This window comes from Flavobacterium sp. MR2016-29 (assembly GCF_015350695.1).
Classification (GTDB): domain Bacteria; phylum Bacteroidota; class Bacteroidia; order Flavobacteriales; family Flavobacteriaceae; genus Flavobacterium.
On sequence record NZ_JADKPU010000006.1, the window covers coordinates 66,302 to 80,561 of the forward strand.

The 14,260-nt window shown below is 33.5% G+C and carries 14 protein-coding genes; 2 read left to right on the top strand and 12 right to left on the bottom strand.

Features of this window, described 5'->3' with window-relative positions; translation table 11 throughout:
* Positions 1–63: 63 nt before the first annotated feature.
* Both IR010_RS13950 and IR010_RS13955 read right to left on the bottom strand, forming a co-directional pair.
* Positions 64–1,221, bottom strand: coding sequence for an iron-containing alcohol dehydrogenase (locus tag IR010_RS13950; protein WP_194604674.1), 1,158 nt, complete (start codon positions 1,219–1,221; stop codon positions 64–66).
* Positions 1,222–1,386: 165 nt separating this feature from the next.
* Entirely contained in the window at positions 1,387–2,142 is a 756-nt protein-coding gene (locus IR010_RS13955; RefSeq protein ID WP_194570223.1) for a type 1 glutamine amidotransferase domain-containing protein, read from the bottom strand.
* 85 nt (positions 2,143–2,227) lie between these two features.
* On the opposite strand from IR010_RS13955, the gene IR010_RS13960 reads away from it, so the two are divergent.
* Positions 2,228–3,133: a LysR family transcriptional regulator gene (locus IR010_RS13960; protein WP_029270923.1), complete on the top strand. Its 906-nt coding sequence runs from the start codon at positions 2,228–2,230 to the stop codon at positions 3,131–3,133.
* A 31-nt stretch (positions 3,134–3,164) separates the two neighbouring features.
* Here the strand turns inward: IR010_RS13960 and nadD are convergent, their stop codons facing one another.
* The 4 genes from nadD to IR010_RS13980 form a co-directional block, all read right to left on the bottom strand.
* Positions 3,165–3,746: a nicotinate (nicotinamide) nucleotide adenylyltransferase gene (nadD, locus tag IR010_RS13965; RefSeq protein WP_194570225.1), complete on the bottom strand. Its 582-nt coding sequence runs from the start codon at positions 3,744–3,746 to the stop codon at positions 3,165–3,167.
* 111 nt (positions 3,747–3,857) lie between these two features.
* Complete coding sequence (gmk, locus tag IR010_RS13970) at positions 3,858–4,430, bottom strand: guanylate kinase (protein WP_029270920.1); 573 nt, start codon at positions 4,428–4,430, stop codon at positions 3,858–3,860.
* Positions 4,431–4,519: 89 nt separating this feature from the next.
* Positions 4,520–5,380, bottom strand: coding sequence for a YicC/YloC family endoribonuclease (locus tag IR010_RS13975; protein ID WP_194604677.1), 861 nt, complete (start codon positions 5,378–5,380; stop codon positions 4,520–4,522).
* 320 nt (positions 5,381–5,700) lie between these two features.
* Positions 5,701–6,054 (bottom strand): arsenate reductase family protein, encoded by a 354-nt coding sequence (locus tag IR010_RS13980; RefSeq protein WP_029270916.1) that lies wholly within the window; start codon positions 6,052–6,054, stop codon positions 5,701–5,703.
* A gap of 76 nt (positions 6,055–6,130) precedes the next feature.
* Here IR010_RS13980 and IR010_RS13985 point away from each other — a divergent pair, with 76 nt between their 5' ends.
* Positions 6,131–6,586, top strand: a complete 456-nt coding sequence (locus IR010_RS13985; RefSeq protein ID WP_194570229.1) for a DinB family protein — start codon at positions 6,131–6,133, stop codon at positions 6,584–6,586.
* Between the two features lie 38 nt (positions 6,587–6,624).
* Here IR010_RS13985 and IR010_RS13990 read toward each other — a convergent pair whose 3' ends face one another.
* From IR010_RS13990 to IR010_RS14015, 6 genes are all read right to left on the bottom strand, one after another.
* Positions 6,625–7,119 (bottom strand): septal ring lytic transglycosylase RlpA family protein, encoded by a 495-nt coding sequence (locus tag IR010_RS13990; RefSeq protein ID WP_029270912.1) that lies wholly within the window; start codon positions 7,117–7,119, stop codon positions 6,625–6,627.
* A gap of 85 nt (positions 7,120–7,204) precedes the next feature.
* On the bottom strand, positions 7,205–7,627 hold the full coding sequence (locus IR010_RS13995; protein ID WP_194570231.1) for a hypothetical protein: 423 nt from the start codon (positions 7,625–7,627) through the stop codon (positions 7,205–7,207).
* A gap of 114 nt (positions 7,628–7,741) precedes the next feature.
* Positions 7,742–11,056, bottom strand: coding sequence for a TonB-dependent receptor (locus tag IR010_RS14000; RefSeq protein WP_194570233.1), 3,315 nt, complete (start codon positions 11,054–11,056; stop codon positions 7,742–7,744).
* Positions 11,057–11,384: 328 nt separating this feature from the next.
* The gene (pgi, locus tag IR010_RS14005; protein ID WP_194570235.1) at positions 11,385–13,028 is read right to left on the bottom strand and encodes a glucose-6-phosphate isomerase; all 1,644 of its coding nucleotides are present in this window, start codon (positions 13,026–13,028) and stop codon (positions 11,385–11,387) included.
* Positions 13,029–13,145: 117 nt separating this feature from the next.
* Positions 13,146–13,634: a lipocalin-like domain-containing protein gene (locus IR010_RS14010; RefSeq protein ID WP_194570237.1), complete on the bottom strand. Its 489-nt coding sequence runs from the start codon at positions 13,632–13,634 to the stop codon at positions 13,146–13,148.
* 10 nt (positions 13,635–13,644) lie between these two features.
* Positions 13,645–14,205: a short chain dehydrogenase gene (locus IR010_RS14015; RefSeq protein ID WP_194604681.1), complete on the bottom strand. Its 561-nt coding sequence runs from the start codon at positions 14,203–14,205 to the stop codon at positions 13,645–13,647.
* Positions 14,206–14,260 lie beyond the last annotated feature (55 nt).

Genomic DNA, 14,260 nt, shown 5'->3' on the forward strand with positions numbered 1-14,260 from the left:
TACCGCTATTAAATCATTAGAATTTATAATTTATCCCAAGGCTTGGGGGTTGAGATTTACTTATTAATAGCTCATTTCAACAATAGATTTTACTTTGTCTAGCGTAACCAATTGTTTTTCGCCTAATCCTTTCCAGCCTCTTTCATCAAAACGATTTACGATAAAATCTGCTGTTTTGCTGTAGTCGTCAGTATATTGCGAAAGTTTAGTATCCATTCCCATTGTATGAAAAAATTCAGCGGTTTTATTTATGGCTTCTTTCGCGACTTCGTCTTCAGAACCCGTTAGGCTAAAAATTCTTCTTCCGTATTGCGCTAATTTTCCTTTTTTTGTCTCAAACATTACATTATAAAGACTTGGGCCTATAATGGCCAAAGTTCTGGCATGATCAATGCCATATAAAGCAGTTAACTCGTGACCAATCATGTGTGTTGCCCAGTCTGACGGAACTCCTTTCTGAATCAAGCCGTTTAAAGCCATTGTACAGCTCCACATAAAGTTTGATGCCAATGCATAATCTGTTGGGTTCTCTACCACTTTTGGACCAACTTCAATTAAGGTCTGTAAAATTCCTTCTGCAATCCTATCTTGTAAATAACCTTCGTGCGGATAGGTTAAGTATTGCTCCATTACGTGTGTGTAAGCATCGACAACACCATTTTGAATTTGTCTTTTTGGTAAAGAAGCAATTACAGTTGGATCGCAAATAGAAAATTTCGGAAACATAGCGCTTCCGCCAAAAGCCAGCTTTTCCTGCGTAGCTTCGATCGTAACAACAGATCCTGAATTCATTTCACTTCCTGTTGCAGGGAGCGTTAAAACAGTTCCAAAAGGCATTGCATTTTCTTTAATCAGAATTCTTTTTTGCAAAATATCAATTGGGTTTCCTTCAAAATGAACAGCAGCAGAAATAAATTTTACGCCATCAATTACAGATCCGCCGCCAACGGCTAAAATAAAATCAATTTTTTCAGCTTTTATTACTTCAACCGCTTTCATTAAAGTTTCAAAATGTGGGTTTGGTTCTATTCCACCAAATTCTACAATTTCAAAACCTTTTAAGTTCGCGATTACCTGATCGTAAACACCATTTTTGAAAATACTTCCACCACCATAAGCCAAAAGAATTTTAGCTTCTTTTGGAACTAAAGTCGAAAGCTTTTCAATTTGTCCTTTTCCGAAAATCAAATTCGTGGGATTATATAATTCGAAGTTTAACATGTTTTTTTTAGAGTTTCTGTGATAGTAAGATGCAAAGATTCTAAGTTTTTTACCAAGAATCTTCACGATCTATTATCGGATTAGTTTTATTCTTTCAATTAGTACTAAAATCTAAGTTGTTACGAGATAATCTGAATCTTAGCAACTTAGAACCTTAGCATCTTTTTATTTTAATTGTTGTAATAATTTACCAGCAACTAGTTTAGATGAAGCAGGGTTTTGACCTGTAATCAAAAGGCCGTCTTCTACAGCATACGGCTGCCAATTTTCTACTTTTGAGAATTTGCCTCCATTTTGGGTTAAAACATCTTCTAATAAAAACGGAACAACTTTGGTTAATCCAACAGCTTCTTCTTCAGTATTTGTAAAACCAGTTACTTTTTTGTCTTTTACTAAAAATTCACCATTTACTTTTACGTTTTTTAATACTGCAGGAGCGTGACAAACAAAAGCAACAGGTTTTTTATGGTTATAAAATGATTCAATTAATGCGATGGAATTTTTATCTTCCACTAAATCCCATAATGGTCCGTGTCCTCCAGGATAAAATACAGCATCATAATCAGCTTGATTTATTGTCGAAAGTTTTAGCGTATGTTTTAGTTTTTCTTGTAATGCCTTATCCGCATCAAAACGTTTTGTATCCTCAGTTGCGGAAGATGGATCAGCGCTTTTTGGGTCAATTGGAGGCTGTCCTCCAAGCGGAGACGCAATCGTAATTTCAACTCCTTGATCTAATAATTCATAGTATGGTGCAGCTAATTCTTCTGACCAAAATCCTGTTTTTTCTCCTGTATTGCCCAGCTTATCGTTACTGGTGACAACAAATAATACTTTTTTCATACCTTTTTTTGATTTTTGAGCTGCAGCAGATATACTGAAAGCTGTGAATATTATAATTGCGAGCGCTATTTTTTTCATAAGTAATAATTTTACACAAATTTACGGTTTAAGTGATATTAGTAAAAATAAAATAAACTATGTTTGTTATAAATATATTTATGTCATGGTAAATTTAGAATGGTACAGAACTTTTAAGTCTGTATATAAGAATCGAAATTTTTCTGTCGCTGCCAAAGAGCTGTTTATCAGTCAGCCTGCTGTAAGTCAGCAGATATCAATGCTGGAAGCGCATGTAGGGTATAAATTGTTCAACCGAAAGTCAAAAGGCGTAGAACCAACGGAATACGCTAAGTTACTCAATAATTTAATTATTGATGCACTTGACCGTCTAGAAAATGTCGAAAGCGGATTCAGAGCCAAAGCTGAAGATTCTGTTCGATTAATTTCAGTTGGTATTTCTAAAGATTTATTCAATAGCTGTGGCAGTGTCTTAATCTCTAAATTTGATTTTATTGATTTTACTTTTGCTGAAGATGATGCTCTTTTTGCACTTGTCGATGCTAAAAAACTTGATTTTGCGATCACGACAAAAAGATATGATACGTTTGATACTATTTATGAAATTGTCGGTAAAATTAAATTGATCATGGTCGCGCCGATGAATTTGGATATAGCTGAATTCCGTAACAAATTGAAGGCAGACAATTATCAGGAAACAGAGAAATGGCTCAACGAACAAAAATGGTACAGTCATGACTCCAGAATTCCGCATATAAAAATATTCTGGCTGCACGCTTTTAATAAAAAGAGACCCTCTATGGTTCCAAATTACATTATTCCATCAGAATCAGAAATGCTCGAAATGCTTTCTAAAAACTCGGGTATTGCGATCACGTGGAATTGTAATGCGAGAAAATATATCAAGGACAATAGATTGCAATTGGTATGGAATAGTTTTCACGTTCCAGAGGAATTTGTGTATTTACTGTCAGGCAAAAACAATAATTTAAATTCTTTTTTTGAAACGATTGCGAAAGAATTAAAGTTGTTTCTGGGTAATAGGATGTAAAAAAATCCTGAATAATTTATTTAGGTTTTTTTTATTTCTTATAAAAGTTATTATGGTCTATATATTCCCAGACTTTAGATGGTAATAAAGGCTGGATATTTTTTCCTTCTTTAATACTGTTTCTTATAAAGGTCGAAGAAATTTCTACAATTGGTGCATCAATAATATGAACTTTTGGATGCGATTTCAGTTCAATATTTTCTTCTTCTTCAGTAATACGCGGATAAACGTAAATATCATAATGATCTAAAATAACTTCGTAGTTTTTCCATTTATGAAGCGTTTTTAAATTATCCTCACCCATAATCAAAGAGAAATCGTGATTTGGGTATTTTTCATGCAAATGAACTAAAGTGTTAACCGTATAATTGGGTTGCGGAAGCTTGAATTCAATGTCAGAAGGTTTAATTTTTGGATAATCTTCAGTGGCTAAAAAAACCATTTGCAAACGCTGATGATCGTCTAATAACGTAGCCTTCTTTTTTAGCGGATTATGAGGCGTAACAACCATCCAAACTTGATCTAAATCAGCAAATTCAGCCATATGATTGGCTATGATCAAATGACCAACGTGAATTGGATTATAAGTTCCAAAGTAAAGACCTATTTTCATTTTTTAGAGTTTCACAAAGATTCGCTAAGATACCACAAAGATTCGCAAAGTTTAAAAAAATACTTTTGCGAATCTCTGTGTTTTTTCTTTGTGTATCTCTGCGGAATAAAATTATTTATTTACAAAATCTTTCACTAATTGATACGCTTCTTCCTTTGCTGTATCTAAATCGTAGTTTTTGATAATAGTATCAAATTGAGGAGCAGTAGCCAATTCTACAGAAGCTTTTGCAATTCGCATATTGATTTTATCGTCACTTTCTGTAGAACGTTGTTTTAACCTTCTTTTAAGTTCGTCGACGCTTGGCGGTTTTACAAAAACGGCTAAAGTTTGTTCTGGAAATTTGTGTTTAATACGCAATCCTCCAGCAACATCAATATCAAAAATTACATTTTTTCCTAAAGCCCAGATTCTTTCAATTTCGGCTTTTAAAGTGCCGTAAAAATTATCGCGGTATACTTCTTCCCATTCTAGGAAATCTTCGGCTTTAATGTGTTTTTTGAATTCTTCCAGCGAAATAAAGTAATAATCTTTTCCGTGTTCTTCTTCTCCGCGTGGGTCGCGAGAAGCCGCCGAGATCGAAAATTCTAGATTTAAATCTTCTTTCCCAAGTAAATGTCTTACTATAGTTGTTTTTCCTGATCCGGATGGTGCGGAGAAAACAATTAATTTTCCTTTGTTCATTAATTTATGCTTTAGGCTTTAGGCTGTACGCTTTAAGCTCTCTTACTTATGTTTTTTGCTTATAGCCTAAAGCTTAAAGCGTATTGCGTTTACAAAACATTCAAAACCTGTTCCTTAATTTTCTCCAATTCATCTTTCATCATCACCACCAATTTTTGCATTTGAGCATGATTTGATTTAGATCCCATTGTATTGATTTCACGGCCCATTTCCTGAGTGATAAAACCTAATTTACGGCCATTGGCTTCAGTTCCTTTTATAGTTTCTAAAAAATACTCTAAGTGATTCGTCAAACGAACTTTCTCTTCTGTAATGTCCAGTTTCTCTAAATAATAAATCAATTCCTGTTCAAAACGATTTTCATCAACATTCACTTTCAATTCTGAGATTGCAGTCTGCAAACGGTCTTTTATAGCCTGAACACGTTCTGGATCTAATGCCAAAGCATCGTTCATATATTGACGAATATTTCCAATTCTTAGGTTGAATTCTTTTTCAAGCGATTCGCCTTCGTCTTTTCTAAAACTCAAGATGTTTTGCAAAGCTTCTTCAATGATAATCTGAATCTGGTCCCAGTCGTTTTCGTCGATTTCTTCACGTTCTGTTTTTAATGTGTCAGGCATACGAACCGCCATTTTCATTAATTCTGTTTCATCTGCATCAGGATAAACCTCCTTAAGTTGTGCGATGTAATTTTTTACAACAGGAACATTTACCTTAGTTGAAGTTTGTTCAGAAGTACTTTCAATGTAAATTCCGAAATCAATTTTTCCTCTTTCTAACTTTGTAGAGATTTGAGTTCTTAGACCTAATTCCATTTCGCGATAAAGCGACGGCATTCTTACGTTTAAATCTAAACCTTTACTATTTAAGGATTTTACTTCGACGGTAATTTTTTTTGTAGGCAATTGCAAAGAAGCTTTGCCAAACCCTGTCATAGATTGTATCATATAATTGAGTATAAAGGCGCAAAGATAAATAAAAGTTTGCAGTCTTGAGTTTTAAATCGCTAATCTGTTAAAGTCAGCTTTATTAAAGTTTTTTTGTCGCGACCCGAGCGTAGCGAACACGTGAAGCACCATTTTTTTAAGAGTCAAAATTTTAATTGGGTCGTTCCCTTCGGTCAGGCTATCCGTTCCCAATCTTTTTTGAGCAGAAAAAGCTAAAAAAAAGGATTTCCGCTTCAAATGAAATGTACTTAACTCTGATTAAAATAAAAATCATGTGAAGTAATCCGTAACAAAGACCCGAATTCTTAGAACTTTGGTTATTATTTTTCTAAAGCTTTCATTACCTGCAATGTTACAGGCTGCGTATTACCAATATAAATTTTTTCATCAATGATAAAGACCGGACGGCTTAAAAAAGTATAATGCTCTAAAATGTATTTTTTATAATCTTCCTCAGTCAAAGACTTGTTTTTTAAGTCCATCGATTTGTAAAGCTGTGCTTTTTTACTGAATAACGCTTCGTAACTGCCTGCGAGTTTATGCATTTCTTCAAGTTCAGCTTCGGTAATCGGATTTTGCTTGATGTCGTGAAAAACTAAGTTGTTGTCTTTTGGTAAGCTTTTAATGATTTTTCGACATGTATCACAAGATGCTAAATAATATATTTTGTTCATGATTGTTGATTTATTGAGTACAAAGAAAATTCATTTGAAACTGAAAAATGAGTAATTTTAGAAAAAAATTACAATTATGAGTTCAGTTTTTGAAGTACAAAAAACGATTAGAGAAATTCTTTTAAAAGTTTTAGACCATCATTCATTGGAGCAGTTAAATAAAATTCCACCCGGATTTAGTAATAATTTGATTTGGAATGTTGCTCACTGCATATCATCACAACAAGTTTTAGTTTATAAATTATCAGGTCTGCCAACATTGGTTTCTGATGCGTTTATTGATAAATATAAAAAAGGAACCAAGCCAGAAGGTGATGTTTCTCAAACCGAAGTTGATGAAATAAAAGGATTGCTTTACTCAACCTTAAATCAGACAAAAAAAGATTTTGAAGCTCGTGTTTTTGTTGATTACAATGCTTATACCACAAGTATGGGTTTTGATCTTAAAAATGTCCAGGATGCTCTAGATTTTGTTAATTATCATGAAGGAATACATACCGGAATCATAATGAGCATTAGAAAGTTTGTATAAAAAAAAATCCCGTCTAGCAAATGCAGGACGGGATTCTTTTATTCCATTATTGTTTCAATAGTAACTTTAAGTGCGCCATAACCTTTGTTTCCGGTAATGTCCATAAAAGCTCTTTTAGATAAATCAATTTCTCTTGTTTTTACAAAAGGACCTCGATCGGTTACTTTTACAATAACAAATTTTCCATTAGCTTCATTTGTTACTTTTACTTTTGTTCCAAAAGGAAGTTTTTTGTGCGCAGCAGTATATTTACTGTTGTTAAATCTACTGCCGTCGGCTGTTTTTTTTCCATTAAATCGGTCTGCATAGTAGGAAGCATGTGCCGTTTTTTTGTAAAGTTTTAATTTTAAGCCTTTGTCGGTAAAAACAGAATCGTTTACTGTAGGTGTTAACGGTTTTGCTTTAGCATTCTTTAAAGTATCCTCAACAATTTTAGATTCTACTGGTTTGCTTTGGCTCATTACATAAGTAATACTGCAGCTTAGAAATAGAAGGGTTAAAATAGAGAGAATGCTGGTTTTTTTATTAATCATAGTTTTTATTTTTCATAGTTTGGGGACTTATGCAAATAACGTGTTTTTATAAAAAAAAACCTACATTTTGGTTTGTTTTTTTATTTTAGAACCATAGATTCCAAGGTATTCTGCTCAGGATTAAGAGTAATCCTAAACCGTAAAAAATAGCGAATGTTTTAAATTTTGCTTCGCTGTTAATTAGTTTTTTATGTTTTGACCATCCAATAGTAATCAGGATAATAGCTATAATATTGATTGCCGGATGTTCTAGTGAAGTTAATCTAAGTTCAGCATTTGACATTTCTCCAAAAGCGGCTTTTCCTAATGGTGAAACAAAATAAAGAATCAATCCGATTAGTAATTGTGTGTGTGTTCCAATTAAGGCAAACAAGCCAATTTTTCGATCTTTGGCCACAAATTCTTTTTTAGAAGTTATGCCGATAATAGCATTAACAACTGCAATTAATAAAAGCAATAATGCTAAATAAGCCCAGCCAGAGTGTAGTTTTTGAAGAAAATGGTACATAAAGTATAATTTTTGTTAAAACAAATATAGCAAAAAAGGGTATAAAAAAAACGGCATTAAACTAAAAGTCAATGCCGTTTTTATTATTTATTTTGGTTCTTATTAGAACATCAATTAGTTACCAAAGATGTATCTAATTGTAAATTGTGCTTGCCAAACATCTGATGTAGATGAATTTTTTTGGTAAGTATCTTTAATTAAAGTTCTATTTCCAACTGCATCTGTTTGAGTTGCAAGAGTATAGAAAGGTACGTTAGCAGTAGATGCTGAAGCAAAAGCTAAAACGTTAGGGTTTGTTGCTCTTTGAGATATACCCCAGTCTTTATTAATCATGTTAGTAAAGTTCAAGATATCAGCTCTGAATTGAAAACTGTTCTTTTTACCAGCGATTTTGATATATACATCTTGAGAGATAGATAAATCTAATCTGTGTAACATTGGTAAAGTAGACTCGTTTCTTTGTGCATATTGACCTCTTCTTGTACGAAGGTATTTATCTTGATTGATATAAGCATCAAATGCAGTTCTTTGCTCAGCTTCTGTATATGTTCTAGAAGTTGTAACTCCAGCTACAGTACTAGTTACTACAAGAGGGTTAAAACGTAGTTCATTTGCGCTGTTTGGTACATAAAGTAAATCATTACCACTTACTCTATCTCCGTTCATATCTCCACTGTAAGTGTAAGTAAATGGGCCTGCTTGTTCTCCAATGTAACCTAAGTTAATAGAAGTTGCTCCTCCAAGTCCTTTACCGTACTCAATTCTGTATCCAATAACTCCAACTAAACGATTTGGTGTATTGTTATTTGAGTTAGAAACTTCTAAATTATTATTTCCGTTTACAGATCTAGCACTTGTCCATGAACCAGAAGCTACTGAACCTGGAGACATTAAGTCTGTTGCGTTAGAGTGTGTGTAAGCGAATGATCCCCAAAGTCCTTTTTGGTAAGGGTACTCTAATTTAAATGTTGTAGAATAAAAATATCCTTCATCAGAGTTTGTTAAAACAATTCCGTTTGAAACATTGTCATTTACACGTGTACCAGCATCAGTACGTGAGTATCTTGGTCTATTGTCAGTACCACTGAATGTTCCAACAGGAGCATCAAAGTTAGCATTGTAATAGCTGATTGCATTGATATTTTTTTGAAGAATACCTTCAACTGTACCTGTAAATCCAAAAGGAAGTTTTTGGTCAACTGCCATAGTCGTTTTCCAAACCTGTGGAGATTTGAATTTTTTATCATTAAAAGATAAATCATAAGAAGATGGAGCAGTAGGAGTAGATGGAGTAAAGTAAGCAGCTGGATTTGGTGTAAAACCATATCCTCCTGCAGCTAAAGCAGCACCACTCACGTCAATAAATCCTGTAAGTACACCATTGTTTCCAATTTGGTTTGATAAGTATACCGCTGGAGATCTACCAGTGAAGATACCTGAACCTCCACGAAGGATTGTTGAAGCGTTTCCGTTTAAGTCAAGGTTGAAACCAACTCTAGGCTCAAATAAATAAGCTGCATCCGGCATATCACCAGTGTTTAATTTTTCGCCATTAGCAAAAGTCATAGCAGTAACTGTAGGGTTTTCTAATGCTGTGTCAGCATACCAAACTCTAGAAGCTCTTAAACCAACTGTTAATTTGAATCTGTCGCTCAATTTCATTTCGTCTTGAGCATATAAATCTAATTTGTTAGATTTTAAGATTTGCATTGGATCTGCTCCACCTGGCAAAGCAGAATATCTGTATTGAAAACGAGCTGGAGAAGTAACAGTTGCATTTGATGGAGCACCACCGTTAGCTACTGATTGATCTGCCGCTGCGTAGAAATCAGCTAAAGAGTTGAAAACGTAAACTCCGTTTGATCCTGAGAAGAATAAGTTGCTTGATTTGAAATATTCAAAGTTTGCACCAAATACTAAAGAGTGTTTCCCGATAGTTTTAGTCAAGTTATCAGTAAAGTGTAATGTAGAGTAAGAAAGTTTGTTACCTTGAGTAAAAGGATCTAAACCAACTGAAATGTAAGTTGCAGCACCTTGTTTGATATCAATTGTTGGGAACAAACCACCACCAATTAAACCTCTATCTTCAATTTGCTTGTCATAACCTCCAATGAAGTTGTTATACCAAGAATTGCTTAATTTACTGTTTAATTCTAATACAATAGATCTAGTGTTATCTAAAATAGTATATCCACTATTTTGGAAAGACATAGCTAGTGAGCTATTTGTTCTGTTACCAAAACCTAAAGAGTTTGAGTTAGAAGTTAACTGATCTGATGATGAATCATGATATACGTAACGAGCAGTAAGTTTATGGTTGTCGTTGATATTCCAGTCAATTCTAGTTAAGAATTTTTTTGATTCTCTTGAAGAGTTATAATTTTCCCAAGGACCTGTAACATATCCAAACTTATCTTTCATGTAGTTAGAAAGTGTTTGCATTTCGTTATAAGTAGGAAGAGCTACTTGTCCTCCTGCTTGTGGTGATCCTGTTGAAGTCCAGTTTGTAGCAGGGCTTACGTTGTCAATAGTTTCAAAGTTACCAAAAAAGAATAATTTGTCTTTGATGATTGGTGCTCCAATACGAGCTCCCCATATTTTTTCGTCAAATTTACCTGGAGTGATTGTTACATCTCCAGCATGAGTACCAATAAAATCTTTTTTATTGCTTCTGAAAGAATTGTAAATAGATCCTTCAACTTCGTTTGTTCCACTTCTTGTTACCGCATTAATACCAGATCCTAAAAATCCAGATTGACGAATGTCATAAGGAGCGATGTTTACTTGTAATTGCTCAATTGCATCAAGTGAGATAGCTGTAGAACCTGTTCTACCACCCGCTTGTGAATCTGATCCTAATCCAAATCCGTTGTTGAATACAGAACCGTCAATTGTAAAGTTGTTTAATCTTGAATCTTGACCGCCAAATGTTCCGTTAGCACCGGCATTAGCGTTATATTTTGTAACAGCGTTGATTGAACGAGCTCCTAATACTGGAACTGCTGCAATTTCTCTGTTTGTAAACTGTTGCGAAGCACCAGTTCTTCCTTTGTTAAAATTTCCTTTTGATTTTGTTGTAACTACAACTTCTTGAAGAGCATTTTGTTCTTCGTCTACTTTAACGTTTACAGTTAGGTTGTTACCTAAACCAACGTTAATGTCAGTGATTTCAGTTGTTTTGAAACCAATGTAAGTTACTTTTACAGTATAAGGACCTCCTGGTCTTAAACCCTGTACAGCATATCCACCGTCAAAATCTGTAGTAGAGAAGTACTTAGTTCCAGTTGGCTTGTGAACAATTTCCACCGTTGCCCCTGGAAGAGCTTCTCCCTTGTTTGATCTAACAGTCCCTGACATGGCTGAGCCCGTAACCTGAGCATGACCTAAGGCCGATAGAAAAATAATCAAAATAAAAATAATTTTTTTCATTTCTTGTATTTGTTTAGTTTTTGTTTTTGGCAAAATTATAACAAATAACTCAGATAGTGTTATCAAAATGTTAAGAAAAACGAGTTTTATTTAATGTGTTGCGCATTAAAATGATTTTTTCTTTTTTCCTTACATAAAACAATGTTTTTTTGAATTTCAATACTTCTTTTTTGTTAAAATCATAATAATGTGAGCGGCCATGTAGGGGTAACCTTTCATTAATCATTATTACACTGGTGGTAAAGCATCTATTTATACGAAAAAACACCTTAATTTTTGTTAAATTAAGGCGTTTCAGTTTATTGTGTAGTTCTGATTTTACTAAATTTTATTTGTTTAGTAAAAAATGGTTTAGCAAAAAAGATGTTGAGCTATCGTGACTTTTTATTGTTTTTGTGTTTATTTCATCTAAAATTGAATTGGCTAATTGTTTTCCCAATTCTACTCCCCATTGATCAAAGCTGAAAATGTTCCAGATAACACCTTGAACAAAGATTTTATGTTCGTATAAAGCAATCAGCGAACCTAAGCTTTTTGGAGTCAATTTGTGAATCAAAATTGTATTGGTTGGCTTGTTTCCTGTAAAAACTTTGAAAGGCAATAAGTAAGACGCTTTTTCTGCAGAAAGCCCTTGTTTGTCAAATTCAGCTTGAACTTGGGCTTCAGTTTTTCCATTTAACAACGCTTCAGTCTGTGCAAAAAAGTTCGACATCAATTTATCATGATGATCTTCGTTTCCGTATAACGGTTTTACAAATCCAATGAAATCTGTCGGAATCAATTTTGTTCCTTGGTGAATCAATTGAAAAAAGGCATGCTGTGAATTTGTTCCAGGTTCTCCCCAGATAATAGTTCCTGTTTGATAATGAACTGGTTTTCCGTCACGGCCAACACTTTTTCCGTTACTTTCCATAGTGGCCTGCTGTAAGTAAGGGGCTAATTTTGATAAATATTGCGTGTACGGAATCAAAGCTTCGCTTTCAGCGCCAAAGAAATTATTGTACCAAACGCTTAACAAAGCTAAAATTACCGGAATATTTTCGTTAAATTCTGCCGATTTGAAATGTTCGTCCATTTCGTTTGCGCCTTTCAATAATTCATTATAATTATCAAAACCAATTGACAAAGCAATGCTCAAACCAACAGCGCTCCATAAAGAAAATCTTCCTCCAACCCAGTCCCACATTGGAAAAACGTTATCTGGGTTAATTCCGAATTCGGTTACTTTTTGAATATTAGTTGAAACCGCTACAAAGTGTTTTGCGATATCTTCCTGATTTCCTGATTTCAAAAACCACTCTTTGATAGTTTCAGAATTGGATAAAGTTTCCTGAGTTGTAAAAGTTTTAGAAACAATTAAAAACAATGTCGTTTCAGGATTTAGTTTTTTGATGATTTCGTTTACGTGATCACCATCAACATTTGAAACGAAATGTGTATTTAAGTGGTTTTTGTAAAATTGTAAAGCTTCAACAGCCATAACAGGTCCAAGATCTGAACCTCCAATTCCGATATTTACGATATCTGTAAAAGCTTTTCCTGTAAAACCTTTTCTCTCTCCAGAAATAACTTCATGCGTAAATTTCTTAATTTTATTTTTTACTTCATAAACTTCAGGAATTACATTTTCTCCGTCAACTTTAATAACGGCAGATTCTGGTGCACGCAACGCTGTGTGTAAAACAGCTCTGTTTTCTGTTTGGTTGATGATTTCACCACCAAAATATTGAGCAATTGCATCTTTTAATCCAATTGAATTTGCCAATTCTATTAAAAGAGAAATCGTTTCTTGACTGATATTATTTTTAGAATAATCTATTAAAAAATCATTCCATTGTAAGTTGAATTTTTCAACACGAGCATTATCTTGCTGAAACAATTCTTGTATCGTAGTTTCGTGAATTGCGTTATAGTGGTTTTGCAGATTTTTCCACGCTTCAGTCCCAGTTGGGTTTGTTGTGTTTAAAGCCATTTTTGTTTAAATTGAAAATGTGGTTTATAAAAACACAAAAATACTGAAATTACTTTTAAAAGGATAATCCTTCATAATTATATAACAATTAGTTGCGAAAACGTTTTTTGAAATTGATTACAGTTTTTTCCAGACCACTTCTGCGGTTACTGATTTTCCGCCTTGAGTGGTATTGGTTACTAGATATTTAAGTTCATTGTTCATAAAAGCATACGATCTCTTTTGAATTGTTCCTTCCCAATTTGGGAAAGAAGCCGTTTTTATTTTGAAAGTAAGAATCTTATTCGTTTCATCAATTTCATATTCACCAAAATGCGAATTGCTTCCCTGAACAATTGCAGCATTTTCTTCGGGTGTAGATTTGTTTTTGTCGCCTGAAATTATTTTCGGTCTTTCATTTTTATAAATTTCAATGGCGTAATTTCCTTTTTCATCAAAAAATAAAATGCCTTTTGGATTTGTGCCATACGGAAGATTTTTTGTTCCGTCTGAATTTATATTTTCAACCGAAACTAAAGTCCATGAACCTAATAATTCAGGTTTTGTTTTTTGCGCAATAGCCGAATTTATAACTAAAAGAAATAGCAGGAAAGTTGTGTTTTTCATCTTTAAAATTTTAATAGTTTACTTTAATAATTTGTCCATTTAGAGTTTCTTCAATACTTTTTGCATAGGCTTGTACTAAATCGTCAATCGGAATATCTGCAACTTTTCCTGGGCTTATCGCATTTATTCTTATTCCTCTTTCAAGCTCAAGTGAAGCCGCAAGAACAAAACTGTTTATGCCACCATTTACAATCGATTTGCTAATATTGTTTTTTACCGGTTTATCTGCCATTTTTCCAGAAGTAAGGGTAAACGAGCCATTATCATTTAAATATTTTTGACCAATTAAAACCAGATTTATTTGACCCAATAATTTATTTTTGATACCAATATTTAATTTTTCTTCGTCAAGCGAATGCAAATCTCCTGTGTAACAATCGCCAGCGACACATAGACACGCATCAATGTTTTTAACTTCTTCGAATAATTTTTCTATTGAATGTGAATCTGATAAATCGATTCTAAAATCACCGCTGTTTCTTCCGGCTGAAATTATTTCATGATTTTTAACCAATTCCGGATTCAATATTTTGCCAATTTCTCCATTTGCCCCAATTAAAAGTATTTTCATTTTGTTATAGATTTAAATTATTATCTATAACAAAATTAGGATCTTGGCCATTGTT

What these genes read in the sequence shown, in the direction of transcription:
- IR010_RS14010 (WP_194570237.1), bottom strand. Translation starts at nt 13,634, where the DNA reads ATGAAAAACACAACTTTCCTGCTATTTCTTTTAGTTATAAATTCGGCT.
- IR010_RS13980 (WP_029270916.1), bottom strand. Translation starts at nt 6,054, where the DNA reads ATGAACAAAATATATTATTTAGCATCTTGTGATACATGTCGAAAAATC.
- IR010_RS13985 (WP_194570229.1), top strand. Translation starts at nt 6,131, where the DNA reads ATGAGTTCAGTTTTTGAAGTACAAAAAACGATTAGAGAAATTCTTTTA.
- IR010_RS13950 (WP_194604674.1), bottom strand. Translation starts at nt 1,221, where the DNA reads ATGTTAAACTTCGAATTATATAATCCCACGAATTTGATTTTCGGAAAA.
- IR010_RS13960 (WP_029270923.1), top strand. Translation starts at nt 2,228, where the DNA reads ATGGTAAATTTAGAATGGTACAGAACTTTTAAGTCTGTATATAAGAAT.
- IR010_RS13975 (WP_194604677.1), bottom strand. Translation starts at nt 5,380, where the DNA reads ATGATACAATCTATGACAGGGTTTGGCAAAGCTTCTTTGCAATTGCCT.
- IR010_RS13955 (WP_194570223.1), bottom strand. Translation starts at nt 2,142, where the DNA reads ATGAAAAAAATAGCGCTCGCAATTATAATATTCACAGCTTTCAGTATA.
- IR010_RS13990 (WP_029270912.1), bottom strand. Translation starts at nt 7,119, where the DNA reads ATGATTAATAAAAAAACCAGCATTCTCTCTATTTTAACCCTTCTATTT.
- IR010_RS14015 (WP_194604681.1), bottom strand. Translation starts at nt 14,205, where the DNA reads ATGAAAATACTTTTAATTGGGGCAAATGGAGAAATTGGCAAAATATTG.
- gmk (WP_029270920.1), bottom strand. Translation starts at nt 4,430, where the DNA reads ATGAACAAAGGAAAATTAATTGTTTTCTCCGCACCATCCGGATCAGGA.
- nadD (WP_194570225.1), bottom strand. Translation starts at nt 3,746, where the DNA reads ATGAAAATAGGTCTTTACTTTGGAACTTATAATCCAATTCACGTTGGT.
- pgi (WP_194570235.1), bottom strand. Translation starts at nt 13,028, where the DNA reads ATGGCTTTAAACACAACAAACCCAACTGGGACTGAAGCGTGGAAAAAT.
- IR010_RS14000 (WP_194570233.1), bottom strand. Translation starts at nt 11,056, where the DNA reads ATGAAAAAAATTATTTTTATTTTGATTATTTTTCTATCGGCCTTAGGT.
- IR010_RS13995 (WP_194570231.1), bottom strand. Translation starts at nt 7,627, where the DNA reads ATGTACCATTTTCTTCAAAAACTACACTCTGGCTGGGCTTATTTAGCA.